The organism is Rubripirellula reticaptiva (assembly GCF_007860175.1).
In the GTDB taxonomy this organism is placed as follows: domain Bacteria; phylum Planctomycetota; class Planctomycetia; order Pirellulales; family Pirellulaceae; genus Rubripirellula; species Rubripirellula reticaptiva.
Window position 1 is genome coordinate 992,459 of record NZ_SJPX01000005.1, and the last position, 18,513, is coordinate 1,010,971.

The following is an 18,513-nucleotide window of genomic DNA, read 5'->3' on the forward strand; positions in this document are numbered from 1 at the left end:
CAGACACTACCGTTCGCGGAACAGTTCACTGATCGATTGGTCATGGTGAATTCGCTTGATCGCTTCGGCCAACAACGGAGCGACACTGAGCTGGACCAGGTTGGGCAATCGCTTTTCGGCTGCGATCGGAATCGTGTCCGTGACAACGATGGAATCAATCGGCGCTTCACGCAATTTTTCAATCGCCGGTCCGCACAACACACCGTGCGTGGCCGCGATATGAATCTCTTTGGCACCGGCGGCATGCACCAAACGGGCCGCACCACAGATCGAACCAGCCGTGCTGATCATGTCATCAAACAACAACGCAATCTTGCCTTCGATCGGACCGCCGATGATTGTGTTCTGTTTCGTTTCCAAGGCGTTTGAACGCTGCTTGTCGACGATCGCCAACGACCCACCAAGTCGCTTGTTGTGACCGAGCGCACGCTTGATACTGCCTTCGTCGGGGCTGACGACGACAATTTTGTCGTCAACAAAACCACGCTCGCTGAAATACTCGTTTAATACCGGCGCGGCATACAAGTGATCGACCGGGACGTCAAAGAAGCCTTGGATCTGTGCCGCGTGCAAGTCCATCGTCAGGACGCGGTCAGCGCCAGCACGTGTGATGATGTTGGCCGCAAGCTTGGCTGTGATCGGCACCCGGCCTTCGTCTTTACGATCCTGGCGCGCGTACCCAAAGTACGGCACGACCGCGGTGATGCGTTCGGCGCTGGCTCGTTTGCAGCAATCGATCATGATCAACAACTCGAATAAGTTGTCATTGACCGAAGGCGACGTCGGCTGGATCAAAAACACATCACGGCCACGAACGTCTTCGTCCAGCTTGCAATAGTTTTCGCCGTCGGGAAACTTTCCCAACGTGATCGCTGAAGGTTCCAAGTGCAAGTGACGACAAATTTTTGTCGCCAATTCAACGTTCGCTCGACCACTGAAGATTTTCAGTTCACGCATAACCCATCGTCCGCATTTTTTCGTCGACCAACCGAAGTTCGTCGGGATTGTTAATCGACAACGACTCGCACTGCTCCAGCACCGCAATCGCTTCGACAGGCCGTCCCGACTCGCGAAGCAAGCGGGCACAATCAGTAAGGTAATATTCTGCTTGAGCGTTGTCGCAACTGAGCCGGTCGAGCGATTCCAACAAGTCCGGTGTTTGGAACAAGTAAGTGCTCATGTTGACTTCCTTGATCTTCAACTGAGCCTCGGTTGCGTCCTTGTGCTCAACGATCCCCATGAAGTTGCCGCTAGCGTCACGATCGATTCGGCCCAGCCCCGTCGGATCTTCCTTTTCCAACGTGCCTAGCAGCAAAGCGGGCGATTTTTCGTCAAAATGCGTGAGCAGCTTTTTCAGGCTGGTCGCCTGGATCAAAGGCGAATCGCCGGCCACGACAATTGTCGGACCGGTTTGCTTCTCGAGGGCCGATCGGCACATTTGCACCGCGTGACCGGTCCCCAATTGCTCGGACTGGGTGACAAACTCGATTTCGTCGGTCCGGTCGGCCAAGGCTTGACGGACCAAGTCGGCCTGGTATCCCACCACCACAATTTTCCGGTGAATCCCAGCTTTTTCCAGTGCATCGAGTACGAAATGGATCATTGGGCGATCGACAACCGGGCATAGCACCTTGGGCAGATCGCTATTCATTCGGGTGCCTTTTCCAGCGGCAAGCACCACGGCACAGGAGTCGTTCATTCGGCTCGTTTCCGGACAATTGAGTGGGTAAAAATTCAGCGAAGCGAGATCGTCGCCTAAGATGGTGAACGGTGGAGGCAAAACAAACAAGCCGGGCCAATCGATCCGGTAATCGATCTGGACTGGCATTGGCCTATTTAGCGAAGATTACGGTGCCATGAAAACCACCATCGACTTTGCCGCCTACGCCCTCGTTCGACTGATCGTCGCCGTGATCCAGACATTACCCGTCGACATGGGCGATGCGATGTGCCGATTCTTGGCCTGGTTGGTGGGCGAAAAGCTGCGGATCCGTCGCCGCGAAACAGACGAGAATTTGGCATTGATCTTCCCCGATGCCGACGAACAACAGCGGCGAAATTTGCGGTTTGCAATGTGGCATCATCTGTTGCTGATGGTTTGCGAGATCGCCTGGGCCCAGCGGCGACTGCATCTGACGAACTGGACCAAGCACGTCCAATTTCGCAAGAACCGTGAAATGCTCTCGCACATGCTGTCGAAGCGTCCTACGGTGATTGTGACCGGACACTTCGGAAACTTCGAAGTCGGTGGCTACATGACCGGTTTGATGGGCATTCAAACCCTGACCATTGCACGCCAACTGGACAACCGATTCATCCACGCCTGGGTCGATCGATTCCGCAGCGCCAAGGGCCAAGAAATGGTCGACAAGGAAGGCTGTGCCACCGAAGTCGACCGCCACCTCAACAACGGCGGCATCCTTTCGTTGCTCGCCGACCAACACGCCGGGCCTAAGGGATGCTGGGTCCATTTCATGGGCGCCCCCGCATCGTGTCACAAAGCACTGTCGCTGTTCTCGCTTAGCAGTAACGCGCCGATGATTGTCGGAGCAACTCGGCGGATCGGAGGCCAGCCGATGCAATTTGAAATCAGTTCGCACGCGATCGCCGATCCCTTGATCGATCACGAAGTCTGCGAATCAGTCACATCGCTGACCAATTGGTACAACGCTCACTTAGAATCTGCCGTGAACGAATCTATCGAACAGTACTGGTGGTTGCACCGGAGATGGCGTAATCCGCCCGAACGGGTAGCCCGCCGCATGGCGGCCTAACCCGAAAAATCGGTGATGAGCCTACGTTACGTGACCGCGCTAACTAGCTGGCCCCGTGCTAACGATCACTTGGCTAGGCCGAATGACACGGTCGTGCATTTGGAAGCCGGTCGCCGCGACGTGGGCGATCATTCCCTCGGCATGATCCGGCGATGGCATCTGCGAGATCGCTTCGTGAAAGTTTGGATCGAACAGTTCCCCGAGAGCCGGGATCTCGCGAATCGAGTACTTGGCCATCGTGTCATCCAACTGCTTTGCCACGATTGCGACACCGTCTTTCAGTCCCGCCACGGCCGGATCATCACCAGCCGATTCCATCGCTCGGTACAAGTTATCGCGAACTTGCAAAATGTCGTTGACCAACGGCACGGCGGCGAACTTCAACTGGTCTTCAAAGTCGCGTCGCATGCGTTTGCGAAAGTTCTCGGCTTCGGCTTGCGCCATCAGCACGCGTTTGTCGGCCGATTCAGCCGTCTGACGCAGACGCTCCATTTCCTCGTCGCGTGATTCAGTGAACTGGACCGAAGCCGGTTTCTGATCGTCGCCAGCAGTGTCTTCAAACGCTGCGTCAGTCGATTCGAATTCGTCGTCTTTGTTTTCGTTTGTCATCGGATTCAACGTCACTATTTAAGATTGAGGTTTTGATTCGGTATCGAAAAAGGTCTTCAATTTGCCGAGGAAACTGGTCCGGTGCGGCAACACGGACTGATGATCAAGATCCGCCAGTTCGCGCAGTAATCGTTCTTGTTCGGTGTTGAGTTTCTTGGGCACTTCGATAAACACCTGGACCAACAGATCGCCTGTACGACCGCCGCGAGGATCAACGACACCCTTGCCGCGAAGTGTGAACACGTCACCATTTTGAGTCCCCCGTTCGACTCGCAACTGCTCGGGGCCAACCAAAGTCGGGACTTCAATTTCCGCCCCCAAGGCGGCTTGCGTGTACGAGATCGGCAACTGCAAAATCAGATCGCTGCCTTCGCGTTTGAATAGCTCGTGCGGCTTCACCGTTACGAACACGTAACAGTCACCGACGGGGCCGCCGTCGGGGCTGGCTTCGCCTTCGCCCGTCACACGAACTCGCATCCCGTCGTCGACACCGGCTGGAATCGTGACCGTCAATTCGGCCTTTTTATTTTCCAGTCCTGTGCCGCGGCAATCGTTGCACGGCGACCCAACCTTTTGGCCACTGCCCTGGCAATCCGGGCAAGCCGTTTGAACTCGTAGAATCCCGGCGGACTGAATCACTTGCCCGTGACCGCCACAGGTCCCGCACTGCGTCGGCTTGCTGCCCGGTTCTGCACCGACGCCGGCACAGGTCTCACACTTGACGCGGCGCCGGAACGAAATGTCCTTATCGACTCCGCGAGCGGCTTCTTCCAAGGTCAGCGTCACGTTGCAACGGATGTCGGCGCCCTTACGAACACGTCGGCGTCCGCCGCCGCGACCGCGGTTGCCAAACAAGTCACCAAACATGCCGCCGCCAAACATATCGCCAAACGCCTCGAAGATGTCTTCGACGTCACCGTATTGGTGAACGCTGTCGACACCCGAGTGACCATGCTGGTCATAGCGGCTTCGCTTTTCAGCGTCCGAAAGTACTTCGTACGCTTCGGTCGCTTCTTTGAACTTGGCGACCGCCGTTTCGTCGTCACGGTTTTGGTCCGGGTGATACTTGATCGCCAGCTTGCGGTATGCGCGATCAATTTCAGTCTTTTGCGCGGTCCGCTCAACGCGAAGAATTTCGTAGTAGCAGGTCTTTTCGGCCATGAATCGTTCTAGGTTGGTCCCTGGAGGGACGAAATAGATTTGCCAGAGACGCGGGCGTGCCCTGGTTTAGCAGGGGCACCGGGTCCGAAGTGCAAACGCATCAAAGCCTCAGTGGGGCGACATAAACGCGGCTTGTTATGTCGCCCCACTGAGGCTTTGAACGGTTCGCGTCGACCGCGTACCAGGGGCCGATGCCCCTGGTGAAGGAAATACACTGTGATTGAAATCGCAGCGATTGAACGTCGCTGCGTTGCACAGATAGGCCAGCAAGACTTAGAGCACGACGCCTTCTGGGGCGCGGCGTTCTTTGTCTTCCTTTTCAAGGTTTGTAACCAGGGCTTCGGTCGTCAACAACAGACCAGCGATGCTGGCTGCGTTTGACAATGCCGTTCGCACAACCTTGACCGGGTCGATGACGCCAGCCTTGATCATGTCGGTGTACTCGCCGGTGTGGGCGTTGTAACCGATCGTCAGACCCTTTTGGCGTACTTCGTCGACCACAACACTGCCGTCAATGCCGCCGTTATCGGCAATCTGACGCATTGGTGCGTCCAACGCGTGCAAGACGATTCGAACGCCGACCTTTTCGTCGCCCTTCGCTTTCTTCATCGCTTCTTCGACAGCTTCGTAGCAACGAACCAGCGCCACACCACCACCAGGAAGAATGCCTTCTTCGACAGCCGCGCGAGTCGCGTGCAAAGCGTCTTCCAAGCGAGCCTTGGTTTGCTTCATCTCGGCTTCGGTTTCGGCACCGACGCTAACGACGGCAACACCGCCAGCCAACTTGGCCAAACGCTCTTGGAACTTTTCCTTGTCATAGTCGCTGTCGGTTTGCTCGATTTGAGCACGGATTTGGGCGACTCGCTTGTCGACGTCTGCACGTTTGGCAGCACCTTCAACAATGGTCGTGTTCCCCTTGTCGACGGTGACCTTCTTGGCGCGACCGAGCTGCTCCAACGTGACATTTTCAAGTTGGATACCCAAGTCGTCGCTGATCAGCGTACCGCCGGTCAACGTTGCGATGTCACCGAGCATTGCTTTACGACGATCGCCGAAACCAGGTGCTTTCACTGCACAAACATTTAGCGTGCCACGCAATTTGTTGACGACCAGCAAAGTCAACGCTTCTGCGTCGATGTCTTCGGCGATGATCAACAATGGCTGGCCCGTACCGGCTGTCTTTTCCAACAACGGTACTAGGTCGCGAATGTTACTGATCTTCTTTTCGTAAAGAAGAACCAGTGCGTTTTCCAAGTTCGCTTCCATCGTGCCCGGATCGGTGATGAAATACGGCGAGATGTAGCCCTTGTCGAACTGCATGCCGTCGACATAGGTGACTTCCATTTCGCGGCTCTTGCCTTCTTCGACAGTGATAACACCATCTTTGCCGACGCGTTCGAGTGCGTCAGCGAGCATTTCGCCGATCTTGTTGTCGTTGTTCGCCGAGATCGCACCGACTTGAGCCACTTCGGTCTTGCTGTTGACCGGGCGTCCCATTTCGACAAGCTTTTCGGTCGCCGCTTGGACAGCTTTTTCGATGCCGCGACGAATCGCATTCGGATTGCTACCAGCAACGATGTTTCGAAGGCCTTCTTTGAAAATCGCACGAGCCAGAACGGTTGCGGTCGTGGTACCGTCACCGGCCAGGTCCGACGTCTTCTGAGCGACTTCGATCACAAGCTTTGCGCCCATGTTTTCGAATCGATCTTCAAGTTCAATTTCTTTGGCAACGGTCACACCGTCTTTGGTCACCGTTGGTCCGCCGAACGATTTATCGATGATGACGTTGCGACCGGTCGGTCCCATCGTCACCGCGACAGCGTTGGCCAACTTCTCGACACCGGCCAACATCCGGGCCCGAGCGTGGTCTTCGAATAGCAGTTGTTTTGCCATGATTGTTATGTCTCTTTGGATGGTTTTTAGTAGGTCCGCCAAACCCTGGCGGAACCCGAACTGCCAGTGCAGTTCGGAAACAAGCAGCACCTCGGCGGAATCCGGCGAGGCTACAAATTCCTAAAGCACTTTTGCCAAGATGTCGCTTTCGCGAAGGATCTTCAATTCAACGCCATCGACTTCGATGTTGCTGCCGCCGTACTTGCCGAAGATGACCGTGTCACCAACGGCAACGGACAGCTCGCCGCGAACACCACTGTCCATCAGTTTGCCTGGGCCAACGGCAACAATCTTGCCGCGTTGAGGCTTCTCTTGAGCCGAGTCGGGCAGCACGATGCCGCCAGCTGTGGTCGATTCAGCGTCTTCGGGCTTAACAACGACGCGGTCATCCAAAGGACGAAGATTTAGCTTTGCCATGATTGTTCTCTTCTATTGTTATGTGTTTGTTGTTTTGAATTGAAAGGTGTTAGAGGGCGTAGGTGACAGATTACAGGCAACAGGTGACAGGCTTTTTTACTGTGACCTGCGACCTGTCTGCTGTTACCGACTTCACTACATCATGCCGCCCATGCCACCCATTCCGCCCATGCCACCCATGTCCATGCCACCCATACCGCCGCCCATTCCATGGTCGTGATCGTGGTGGTCGCCACCGCCTTCCTCTTCGACAGGGATGTCGACGACGAGCGCGTTGGTGGTCAGCAACAACGATGCAACGCTGTTGGCATTGGTCAGCGAAGTACGAACGACCTTGGCTGGATCGACGATGCCAGCCGCGACCAAGTCACAGTAGACTTCGGCGTTGGCGTCATAGCCGTCGGTCTTGCCTTTCATTTGCAACACGCGGTTAACAACCACAGCGCCGTCCAGACCAGCGTTGTTGGCGATCGCACGCAGTGGTTGATCCAGCACATTGCGGATCACGCGGACGCCCATTTTCTGGTCGCCTTCGGTTGCCTTTTCGAGCTTGTCGATCGCAGCACGGCAGCGCAACAGTGCGGTTCCACCACCGGGAACAATCCCCTCTTCCAAAGCCGCTTGAGTCGCCGCACGAGCGTCGTCGATCAAAGCTTTGCGTTCCTTCATCTCGGTTTCCGTCGCAGCACCGACATTGATTTGGGCAACACCGCCGGCCAACTTGGCCAAACGTTCTTGCAACTTTTCCTTGTCGTAATCGCTGTCGGTGTTTTCGATTTCGCGGCGAATCTGTTCGACACGTCCTTCGATATCAGCTTTCTTACCAGCACCGCTGACGATGGTGGTACCTTCGCTGGTGATCCGAACTTGCTTGGCACGACCGAGGTCCGAGATCTTGACGCTTTCAAGATCGATGCCCAGGTCTTTGAAGATTGCCTTGCCGCCAGTCAGCACAGCGATGTCGCCCATGATGGCTTTGCGGCGATCGCCGTAACCGGGTGCCTTGACGGCACAAACCGACAAAATGCCACGCATCTTGTTGACGACCAAAGTCGCCAGGGCTTCGCTTTCGACGTCTTCAGCAATGATCAACAATGGCTTCTTGGCCTTGCTGATCGCTTCCAACAACGGAATCATTTTCTTGTTGCTGCTGATCTTTTCTTCGAACAACAAGATGTGACAGTCATCAAGTTCAACGCTGACGTCGTCTTGGTTGGTGACGAAGTGTGGCGACAAGAAACCACGATCAAACTGCATACCTTCGACAAAGTCGACGTAGGTTTCGTTCGATCGGCCTTCTTCGACGGTAATGACACCGTTCTTGCCAACTTTGGTGAACGCGTTGGCAAGCACTTCGCCGATTTCAGGATCGTTGTTACCAGCGATGGTTGCAACTTGCTTGATGTCGCTCTTGCTCTTTTCGTTGATCGGAGTCGACAACTTGGCAATTTGTGCACAAGCGACGTCAACAGCCTTTGCCATGCCACGCGTCAGCGCCATGGGGTCGGCGCCGGTTGCGATCATCTTGATGCCTTCGCGGAAAATCGCTTCGGCCAAAACGGTCGCGGTCGTGGTTCCGTCGCCAGCGACGTCGTTCGTCTTGCTGGCGGCTTCTTTGACCAGTTGAGCGCCCAAGTTTTCGAGCGGATCGTCCAGTTCAATATCTTCGGCGACAGTTACGCCGTCCTTGGTCACTTTGGGCGAGCCCCAGCCCTTGTCCAGCACTGCGTTACGGCCGCGTGGGCCGAGAGTGCTGCGGACGGCTCGCGCCAATTTGCTGACGCCGGCCAAAAGTGGGCCACGTGCGTCGTCGTCGAAAACGATTTGCTTTGCCACGACGTTAGTCTCCTGTGGTTCGTCGGTAAGTGATTTGTTGGTTGTTCTGTTAAGTGATCGGTGAATCGATCGATGGAAGGCCCCACGTAGCTGCAATGGTGGCAGTAAAAGGGACCGACGGCCTCCTTGTAAGCAACCCGTGTGCCGGAAGACTCAGATTGCGTCGCAAGTCACTACCAACAAAGCACTTAAAGCCGACCGGACAGACGGCTAACCGGCACCCTCGTGACAACTTGGCAGCACTAACCGAGAAACCGCCATAACGCCGCTGAGAATCCACGGAGACTCGTTTGCCGAGCCAGTTCCCAGAGGATCGGTGAGGCCCCCGAACCAACGCAGCACTGAAACTCTGTCTAATACCTGCCCACGGTTTCCTGCTCGGACACGGTATCGCTCGCCGGTACTTTGCCCCCTCTTTCTCTCTTTCTCGAAGGATCGCCCTATGTCGTCTTCTCACAAACCATCGGCCGCAGTTACCGCCGAACTCGATTGCTTCATGCAGGGTCTCGAGAAACGGAACCCGGGTGAAGTTGAATTCCACCAAGCCGTCCGCGAAGTCACCGAGTCGCTGATGCCGTTCATTTTGGAAAACCCCAAATATAAAGACGCGCAGATCCTGGAACGATTGACCGAACCCGACCGGATCATCATCTTTCGAGTCACTTGGGAAGACGACGCCGGAAACATCCGAGCCAACCGTGCATGGCGAGTCCAATTCAACAACTCAATCGGACCCTACAAAGGCGGAATGCGATTCCACCCCTCGGTTACCCAAAGCGTGCTGAAATTCCTGGGTTTTGAACAGATTTTCAAGAACAGCTTGACCGGCTTGCCGATGGGCGGCGCCAAGGGCGGGTCGAACTTCAACCCCAAAGGCAAGAGCGACCGCGAAGTGATGCGTTTTTGCCAGTCTCTGATGATCGAACTGCACCGGCACATCGGTGAAGACACTGACATCCCGGCGGGCGACATCGGCGTGGGCGGCCGCGAGATAAGTTTTCTGTTCGGGCAGTACAAACGACTGGCCAACAAATTTGTGGGCACATTGACGGGCAAAGGCCTGTCGTTCGGCGGCTCGCTCGTCCGCACCGAAGCAACAGGGTACGGCTGCGTTTATTTTTGCGAAAACATGTTCAACCGAATCGGTGACTCGATCAAAGGCAAAACCGTCGTCGTTTCGGGCAGCGGCAACGTGGCAATTTATGCCGCCGAAAAAGCTGCCGAGCTCGGCGGAAAGGTCGTCACGATGTCGGATTCCAGCGGCTTCATTCACGACCCGGACGGAATCGACGCTGAAAAGTTGGCGTTTATCAAAGACTTGAAAGAAGTCCGCCGCGGGCGAATTTCTGAGTATTCAGACAAGTACGCCAGCGCCTCGTTCTATGCCGACGCGCGGCCTTGGAGCGTGGCAGGTGAAATCGCACTGCCTTGTGCAACGCAAAACGAACTGAACTTATTGGAAGCTCAAACGCTGTTGAAGAACGGCGTGCTGGCGGTCGCCGAGGGTGCCAACATGCCGACCGAACTGGACGCGGCCTACGCGTTTCGCGATGCAGGGATTCTGTTCGGTCCAGCCAAAGCGGCGAACGCAGGCGGCGTTGCCGTGTCCGGTCTCGAACAAAGCCAGAACGCGTTGCGATTGTCCTGGAGCCGCGAAGAAGTGGACACGAAGCTAAAAACGATCATGAAGGACATCCATGAAAAGTGCGTCAAATACGGCGCCGATGGCGAGCATGTGGATTACATCGATGGCGCCAACCTGGCCGGCTTCGTCAAAATCGCCGAAGCGATGCTGGCCTACGGCGCAGTCTGAATCCAGTTCACATCTAGCGGACTGAACCTAAAACTGCGGCGAATCCGGCCGCGGTGCGAAGTCACTCGCCATTCTTAAACGCGGATCGGAAAGCGGTTGGCCGGTGATCATCAGATACCCGACGCCTAACATCAACATCCACAAGGGCGTCGTCACCAACAGGCCAAAATAGCACGCTAACACGCCCGCGAACGACAGCATCGTCGTGATCACGATCAAAAGAACGGACGTCAACTTGTTCTGCATCGTGATCGCGAACGAAGCCTTCAACGACCCTAACCAATCGGCTCGTTCGTCGATGACGATGTAGGCCCACGACCATAACAACCAGTACATCACCAACATCAACGGCAACGCCACCAGGACGGCAAGCAGAATCAAGCCAATCGCTGCCCCTTCGCCGACTCCGGCAGCAAACGCCAGAGCAGCAATCACGCCAAAGATGCCAAAAAGAACGCCGGCGCCCAGCATGATGACGATGACCCCAAGCAAGAATCGGCCGAATACCAGAAGAGAGGGCGTCAGTTTTGAAAGCGGCGAACTCTCGTCTCTCGCAACCGCCAACGCGACACCGCAGAACCCAAGCGTGAAGTAGGTACTGAGCAGATTGCAGAACAGACTTAGCACTCCCGAAAGCACCGCAGCAACGTCTTGCCCGGCGGCCGGCCCGACGACGAGCGTTACGAGGTTGGGCCCAAACGCGGCGACTACACTGATTGCGAAGACCAACACGTAACCGCCGACCAAAATGCCCCAGCGTTCTTTAAAAATGGCCCATGTGACGCCGAATATTTCTTCCACACTGCGCTGACCAATGGCAAGCTCGCCAACGCTCACGTTCATAGGCGTGGCCGCCGACGGTTGGTACGGATTGGTCGCTGCCGGACGATGGGATTCACTATCGATCGAACCGCCAATGGGTCGGCTAAACGGGCTTTCGCCGGTTGCCAACGGAGCAGATGTTGCTGCGGCCGGCGACAGTGAACCCGAACCCAAATCCGCTGATGGCGATGCTGGCACCGTGAACTGAGTCTGACACGCCGGGCATTTGGCCATTTTCCCCGCTGCCGTTTCGGGTAATTCGAGCAGCCGGTTGCAGGAAGGGCAGGTTTGACGAAGCATGGCAGTGGACTCAGCAATCGGAAACGGAAAACTCGCAACAGCGGACGCTGTTTTACACGATCCGGACGGCTGCTGCCGATGCCAGCTTGGCCGGATACTGCTATCGTGACGAACGAGTTCTTCTCCCAACCGTTTCTTGCCACACTCCCACCTGAAAGCGCGCATCCCGTGAGCGACCAGCGGACCGACGAATCTGGCGACGAACCCGTCGTCGCTCTGACCGTCGATTCGATCCTCGGCGCCGACGGATCGATCGCTCGGCGGCTCGACGGATATGAGGCTCGCGAACAACAGTTGCAAATGTCGCGCAAGGTCGCCGAGGCTCTGCAATCGGAAAAGCACCTGATCGCCGAAGCCGGCACCGGCACGGGCAAGAGCTTCGCGTATCTGGTTCCCGCGATCCTGTATGCGACCGAGAGCCAAAACGAGATTGAGACCCAGGAAGACGGCGAAGAAAAAAAACGCAGTCGCCGGATCGTCATCTCGACGCACACAATCAGCCTGCAAGAACAACTGATCGCCAAAGACATTCCGCTGCTTAACGCCGTCATTCCTCGTGAGTTCTCGGCGGTGCTTGTCAAAGGTCGTTCGAACTATTTGTCGATCCGGCGAATGGAACGTGCCATTGCCAAGGCAACAACGCTGCTTGCCACTGACGCCCAGCACTCCCAACTTCGCGCCATCAAAGCATGGTCCAAAGAAACCAGCGACGGATCAAAATCGACGCTTCCGGTTCGACCCGATCCAGCGGTTTGGGACGAAGTGGTTTCCGACACCAGCAATTGCTTGGGCCGAAACTGCAAACACCACAAAGAGTGTTTCTATTTTCGCGCCCGCCGACGGTCGATGAACGCCCAGATCATGATCGTCAATCACGCGATGTTGTTTTCGGACATGGCACTGCGACGCCAAGGCGTTTCGATTCTGCCGGATTATGATGCGGTCATCCTGGACGAATGCCACACGATCGAAGCTGTTGCGGGCGATCATTTGGGGCTGCGCATCTCGAGCGGCCAATTCGATTTCCTGTTCGATCGGCTTTACAACGACCGAACTCAGAAGGGCTTGCTGGTTGACAAAGACCTGACTGCGATGCAGCAGTTGGTCGACCGCTGCCGTTTCGCATCGACAAACTTATTCGCCGACGTGTTGGACTGGTACGATTCGACCAAAACTAAAAATGGTCGAGTCCACCATCCCGACATCGTCGACAACCCGCTCAGCGATGCGATGGAGTTATTAGCCGGTCAGTTGCAAAAGCAAGCAGCGGCCCAAAAGCTAGAAACCGACCGCAAAGATTTTGAATCGGCGTACGATCGCATGCTGTCGCTATCGGGCGGGCTTCGGCAATGGCTACGGCAAGAAATCGCGGACTCGGTTTACTGGGTCGAACGCACGGGATCACGACGCGGCATGGACCGCGTCACGCTTGCCGCATCACCGATCAATGTCGGCGAAACGCTACGCAAAGAACTGTTCCAAAACAAGATGATCCGCAGCGTCGTGATGACCAGCGCGACACTGGCCACCGCCAGCGATGACTTCAAATTCTTTCGATCACGAATCGGGCTAACAGGCGGACTGTCGATCCAAGTGGGCAGCCCCTTCGACTACGAAAAACAAGCGAAACTGGTCGTCGTTACCGACTTGCCCGATCCATCACGCGAAAGAGAAGCGTTCGAACAATCGTTGCCGATGCAAATCAAACGATTCGTCGGCCACACCGACGGTCACGCGTTCGTTTTGTTTACCAGCTACGGTCTGCTGAAACGATGTGCCCAATCGTTGACGGGGTGGTTGGCCGAACGTGACATGCAACTTTATACGCAGGGTGGCGAACAGAGCCGAACCCAATTGTTGGACGCGTTCCGGCGGTCACAGCGAGGCGTCTTGTTCGGCACCGACAGTTTCTGGCAGGGAGTTGATGTTCCCGGCGATGCGTTGACAAACGTGGTGATCACGAAACTGCCTTTCGCGGTGCCAGACCATCCGCTGCTGCAAGCTCGCTTGGAATCGATCAAAGCCGGCGGCGGCAATCCGTTTGGCGACTACCAATTGCCCGAAGCCGTGATCAAGTTCCGCCAAGGTTTTGGACGCTTGATTCGGACGCGAACCGATTCAGGAATTGTCGTGGTTTTGGATCCACGAGTCAAAACAAAACCCTATGGTCGAACGTTTGTGCAATCGCTGCCAAACTTACCAGTGGTATATGTGTCAAAAGTCAAACGCAAAAAGTAATGCTGGCTGACAACCTGGCCAAAAGAAACATCGCCTATCCAAAACAAACATTCGCGATGTGATCTGCGGATTCAGCTCTACGTTTTGTGTTCAGTACAACGAATCGATGATGTCGCCAAGTCATCATTGGACTAAAGTACGAGGCATGCGATATCCCACCTTTTTGCTAACCGCACTTTTTGCCTTCCCCGCCTTGGCAGCCGATCCGCCGGTCACATTCAATCGTGACATCCGGCCGATATTGTCGGAAAACTGTTTCCATTGCCACGGTCCCGACGACGCCCACCAAGAAGCCGGCTTGCGGCTCGACATTGCGGGCGAAGTGGACTTTGATGAGGTCATTGCTCGCGTGACGTCGGAAGATCCTGACACAATCATGCCGCCGCCTGATGCGGACCGGATCCTTAAACCGGCCGAAATCGATCTGATCAAAGACTGGGTCCAGCAAGGCGCCCAGTACCAAGGCCACTGGTCGTTCATCTCGCCAACGGCTCCGAAAATTCCTGCCAGTGACGATCCGACATTGTCGCCGATCGATCGTTTCATCCAACGCAAACTCGACGAACAAGCGATTGCACCGGCGCCGCCCGCGTCCAAAGAAACGCTGATTCGCCGAGCCACGTTTGACTTGATCGGACTGCCACCGACGATCGCCGAAATCGACGAGTTCTTAAACGACGACTCGCCATTGGCTTACGAACACTTGCTGGACCGACTGCTCGATCGCCCAGAGTACGGGGAACGAATGGCGTCGGAGTGGTTGGATGCGGCTCGATACAGCGACACGTACGGTTTCCAAGTAGACCGTGATCGTTACGTCTGGCCATGGCGTGACTGGGTCATCGGCGCGCTCAATGACAACTTGCCCTACGACCAATTCATCACCCAACAACTCGCCGGCGACCTGCTGCCACCCGCCGCGACGACCGATGAAACTCGCAAACAAGTTCTGGCAACGACGTTCAATCGCTTGCATCCCCAAGAGTCCGAGGGCGGCAGTGTCCCCGAAGAATACCGCATCGAATATGTGACGGATCGAGCCCAAACAGTTGCCACGGCGATCATGGGACTGACGTACGAATGTTGCCGCTGCCACAACCACAAATACGACCCGATCAGTCAAGAAGAGTACTTTCAACTGACCGCGTTCTTCGACAACATCGACGAAGCCGGTTTGTACTCGTACTTCACCGACGCGATTCCGACACCGACGCTGACATTGCCGACGCCCTCGCAAGAAGCATCGTTAGAAAAGAAACGCACGGATCTTGTGGCGGTCGAAAAATCGGCAAGAGAGGTTCGCGAGAAGCACCGTGCGTTCTGGCAACAACAAATTGGCGACGGTCATTTCACGGACTTCCAATCCATCCCGCCGATCTATTCACTTGACTTCGAACATTCGCCACCGGGCCGAAACTCGCTGGTCGAAGGGATCGACGGGAACGCTTTTCAGTTGACAGGCGATGATGCGGTCAACACGACGGTCGGAAACTTTGATCGTAGCGAACCGTTTTCAGTGTCGCTGTGGATCAAAACGCCGGACGTCAAAGAACGTGCAGTCGTGTTTCACCGTTCGCGAGCTTGGACCGACGCCGCAAGCCGCGGCTACGAACTACTGATCGAGGACGGCAAACTGGCATGGTCACTGATTCACTTTTGGCCGGGCAATCAAATCAGCATCAAGACCACGGGCGCCGTGCCGGTCGGCCAGTGGGTTCACGTCGCGGTGACGAACGACGGATCCAGTCGGGCCCACGGACTGCGGATCTACGTCAATGGAAAACAGGCTGAAACCGAAACGATTCAAGACTCGTTGATCAAGAACATCACCGGCGGTGGTGGCGACACGATCGCAATCGGCGAACGGTTTCGCGACCGCGGTTTCAAGAACGGTTCAGTCGATAAGCTGCGCGTGTTCGATGTAGCGATCACCGAGTTCGAAGCCCGAAACGAAGCAGCGTTACAGTCGTCACCGAACGATGTGCCTCCGGAAATACTGATCGACCACGCGCTCGCGCGCCACGATGTGTCTATCGAGTCGCTTAGCAAGAAACTGCTGGACGCTCGAACGGCCAAGTGCCGGGTCGAAGACAGCTTGCAAGAAATCATGGTGATGCGTGAGTCTGCCGGGCGACGAGACACTCACGTGCTCGGTCGCGGCGACTATAGCCAACCCGAGCAAGTGGTTTCGCCGGGAACGCCTGCATCGATGCTGCCGTTCCCCACCAATGCGCCTCGCAATCGACTAGGACTGGCCAAGTGGTTGACCGATCCCAAGCACCCGCTGACTGCGCGAGTGGCCGTCAACCGATTGTGGCAGATCCTATTCGGAACCGGCTTGGTTCGAACGCCCGAAGACTTCGGCAGCCAAGGCACTCCGCCGTCGCACCCTGAATTGCTGGATGAACTGGCGACCCGGTACATCGCAATCGGATGGGACACCAAGGCAATGCTGAAGCGAATCATGCTGTCACGGACCTATCGCCAATCCAGCCGAAACCCGGACGAGTCGTCGATGCGAAAAGACCCCGAGAATGTTTTCCTGAGTCGGTTTCCGTCGTACCGATTGCCAGCCGAAATGATGCGAGATGCGTCGCTGGCGATCAGCGGCAAGCTGGTCAAGACGATCGGCGGGCCGCCGGCAAAACCCTACGAAGTGGAAGCTTCATTCAAACCGGTTGATCGCGACAAAGGCGACGGACTGTATCGGCGCAGCCTCTACACGTACTGGAAACGCACCGCACCGGCGCCGGTGATGATGACACTCGACGCACCTTCACGCGACGTTTGCCGGGTCAGTCGCGAACGCACGGCCTCTCCGCTGCAAGCCTTTGTCATGCTGAACGGCCCCCAGTATGTCGAGGCAGCTCGCGGGTTCGCTGAAACGTTGGCCCAAAAGCACGCGGGCGACACGTTAGGCACCGACGGTGTCGCCGAAGCCTTCCTTGCGATCACAAGCCGCAGGGCAAACCAGAACGAGCAACAAGTGCTCGAAGAGTTGTATGCCAAACAGAAATCCTATTTTGATGCCGATCCTTCGCGAGCCACCGAACTGCTCGAAGTCGGTGACTCGGCTTTCGATGCAAATCTCCCCGGATCACCAGTTGCGGCGATGACAGTCGTCATTGGAACCCTCTTAAATTACGACGGAAGCATGGTGAAACGATGAACGCAACCTTCTCTCGACGATCATTGCTACAAAACAGCGGCCTAGGCTTCGGTGCTCTGGTTGCCGGGCAAATGCTGGCTGCCGAATCGCTGGCTGCCGAATCAACGGGCGGCGTACTGTCGGCGCTTCACCATGCTCCAAAAGCCAAACGCGTAATCTTTTTGTTTCAATCCGGTGCGCCGTCGCAACTTGATTTACTGGACTACAAGCCGCTGCTCAATGAAAAACACGGCACCGAATTGCCAAACGAAGTCCGCGGTGGCCAGCGGTTGACCGGGATGAGCGGCAATCAATCGAGCCTGCCTTTGGTCGGTTCGCCGTTCAAATTCGCCCGGCACGGGCAAGCCGGCACGTGGTTCAGCGATCTGCTGCCGCACACCGCATCGATCGCCGACGACATTTGCGTGGTCAAGTCGATGCACACCGAAGCGATCAACCACGGTCCTGGTGTGGTCTTCATGCAAACCGGCAGCATGATTCCTGGCCGGCCCAGCATGGGTGCATGGATGGACTATGGACTGGGCACCGAGAATTCGGACCTGCCTGCGTTCGTGGTCATGACGACAAAAGACCAGAATGGCGGCCAACCGTTAAGCGCTGGCTTGTGGGGCAGCGGATTCCTGCCCAGTCAACACCAGGGCACGTCGTTCCGCAGCGGCAAGGATCCGGTGCTGTACCTATCCAACCCAGACGGCATCAATCGCGACAGCCGACGCGCAGCAATGGACGCACTAGGCAGCCTGCACCAAATGCAACTCGCCAGGGGCGCCGACAAACTGATCGAAAACCGAATCGCCCAATACGAACTTGCCTATCGCATGCAGTCGTCCATTCCCGAAGCCACCAACTTTGCCGACGAATCGGCGGACGTAATCGATTCGTATGGCCCGGACGCTAAGAGCCCAGGTTCGTTTGCAGCGAACTGCTTGATGGCACGTCGGCTTGCCGAGCGCGGCGTCCGTTTCATCCAACTCTATCACAAAGGCTGGGACCATCACGGCGGACTGCCGAAGGGACTTGCCAACCAGTGCAAGGCGACTGATCAGCCATCGGCGGCATTGGTCAAGGACTTGAAACGAGTCGGCTTGCTAGACGACACCCTCGTGATTTGGGGCGGTGAGTTTGGACGCACTAATTACTGCCAAGGCAAACTTAGCGGAACCAGCTTCGGACGCGACCACCATCCAAGATGCTTTTCCATCTGGATGGCGGGCGGCGGGATCAAGCCCGGCACGGTCTACGGCGAAACCGACGAATACGGTTACAACATCGTCGATAACCCCGTCCACATCCACGATTTGCACGCGACGATCATGCACCAAATGGGGGTCGACCACGAACGCTTGACGTACAAGTACCAAGGCCGCAATTTTCGTCTTACCGACGTCCACGGCCACGTGGTTACCGACATCCTGGCTTAGCTCGGGCACTGCCGCCCAAGCAACCACTAAAACGATCCGCCCGGACTCGTTACACTCTCT

At 56.2% G+C, this 18,513-nt stretch carries 13 protein-coding genes; 5 read left to right on the top strand and 8 right to left on the bottom strand.

The features are described 5' to 3' along the window. Positions 1-6: 6 nt before the first annotated feature. Both Poly59_RS24885 and Poly59_RS24890 read right to left on the bottom strand, forming a co-directional pair. Entirely contained in the window at positions 7-957 is a 951-nt protein-coding gene (locus Poly59_RS24885; RefSeq protein ID WP_146536767.1) for a ribose-phosphate diphosphokinase, read from the bottom strand. Continuing rightward, positions 950-1,699, bottom strand: coding sequence for a sugar phosphate nucleotidyltransferase (locus Poly59_RS24890; RefSeq protein ID WP_146536768.1), 750 nt, complete (start codon positions 1,697-1,699; stop codon positions 950-952). The genes Poly59_RS24885 and Poly59_RS24890 overlap by 8 nt, the downstream gene beginning before the upstream one ends. Positions 1,700-1,856: 157 nt before the next feature. On the opposite strand from Poly59_RS24890, the gene Poly59_RS24895 reads away from it, so the two are divergent. Further along, a complete protein-coding gene (locus Poly59_RS24895) occupies positions 1,857-2,774 on the top strand; it encodes a lysophospholipid acyltransferase family protein (protein ID WP_146536769.1) in 918 nt (305 codons plus the stop codon). A 39-nt stretch (positions 2,775-2,813) separates the two neighbouring features. On the opposite strand, the gene Poly59_RS24900 is transcribed toward Poly59_RS24895, so the two are convergent. The 5 genes from Poly59_RS24900 to groL (Poly59_RS24920) all read right to left on the bottom strand — a co-directional run bounded on the left by Poly59_RS24900 (position 2,814) and on the right by groL (Poly59_RS24920) (position 8,690). Continuing rightward, complete coding sequence (locus Poly59_RS24900; protein ID WP_146536770.1) at positions 2,814-3,383, bottom strand: nucleotide exchange factor GrpE; 570 nt, start codon at positions 3,381-3,383, stop codon at positions 2,814-2,816. Positions 3,384-3,401: 18 nt separating this feature from the next. Beyond that, on the bottom strand, positions 3,402-4,544 hold the full coding sequence (gene dnaJ, locus Poly59_RS24905; protein WP_146536771.1) for a molecular chaperone DnaJ: 1,143 nt from the start codon (positions 4,542-4,544) through the stop codon (positions 3,402-3,404). 273 nt (positions 4,545-4,817) lie between these two features. After that, positions 4,818-6,437: a chaperonin GroEL gene (gene groL, locus Poly59_RS24910; RefSeq protein WP_146536772.1), complete on the bottom strand. Its 1,620-nt coding sequence runs from the start codon at positions 6,435-6,437 to the stop codon at positions 4,818-4,820. 120 nt (positions 6,438-6,557) lie between these two features. Continuing rightward, positions 6,558-6,854, bottom strand: a complete 297-nt coding sequence (locus Poly59_RS24915) for a co-chaperone GroES (protein WP_146536773.1) — start codon at positions 6,852-6,854, stop codon at positions 6,558-6,560. A gap of 135 nt (positions 6,855-6,989) precedes the next feature. Beyond that, positions 6,990-8,690 (bottom strand): chaperonin GroEL, encoded by a 1,701-nt coding sequence (groL, locus tag Poly59_RS24920; protein ID WP_146536774.1) that lies wholly within the window; start codon positions 8,688-8,690, stop codon positions 6,990-6,992. Between the two features lie 442 nt (positions 8,691-9,132). Here groL (Poly59_RS24920) and gdhA point away from each other — a divergent pair, with 442 nt between their 5' ends. Next, positions 9,133-10,503, top strand: coding sequence for an NADP-specific glutamate dehydrogenase (gene gdhA / locus Poly59_RS24925; RefSeq protein ID WP_146536775.1), 1,371 nt, complete (start codon positions 9,133-9,135; stop codon positions 10,501-10,503). A gap of 27 nt (positions 10,504-10,530) precedes the next feature. Here gdhA and Poly59_RS24930 read toward each other — a convergent pair whose 3' ends face one another. Continuing rightward, positions 10,531-11,625 carry a zinc ribbon domain-containing protein gene (locus tag Poly59_RS24930; RefSeq protein ID WP_146536776.1) on the bottom strand — a complete coding sequence of 365 codons (1,095 nt, stop codon included), beginning with the start codon at positions 11,623-11,625 and terminating at the stop codon, positions 10,531-10,533. A gap of 300 nt (positions 11,626-11,925) precedes the next feature. On the opposite strand from Poly59_RS24930, the gene Poly59_RS24935 reads away from it, so the two are divergent. From Poly59_RS24935 to Poly59_RS24945, 3 genes are all read left to right on the top strand, one after another. After that, positions 11,926-13,863 carry an ATP-dependent DNA helicase gene (locus Poly59_RS24935; RefSeq protein WP_246151936.1) on the top strand — a complete coding sequence of 646 codons (1,938 nt, stop codon included), beginning with the start codon at positions 11,926-11,928 and terminating at the stop codon, positions 13,861-13,863. Between the two features lie 145 nt (positions 13,864-14,008). Beyond that, on the top strand, positions 14,009-17,032 hold the full coding sequence (locus tag Poly59_RS24940; RefSeq protein ID WP_246151919.1) for a DUF1553 domain-containing protein: 3,024 nt from the start codon (positions 14,009-14,011) through the stop codon (positions 17,030-17,032). Continuing rightward, positions 17,029-18,453: a DUF1501 domain-containing protein gene (locus Poly59_RS24945; protein WP_146536779.1), complete on the top strand. Its 1,425-nt coding sequence runs from the start codon at positions 17,029-17,031 to the stop codon at positions 18,451-18,453. Before Poly59_RS24940 ends, Poly59_RS24945 begins: the two co-directional genes overlap by 4 nt. Positions 18,454-18,513 lie beyond the last annotated feature (60 nt).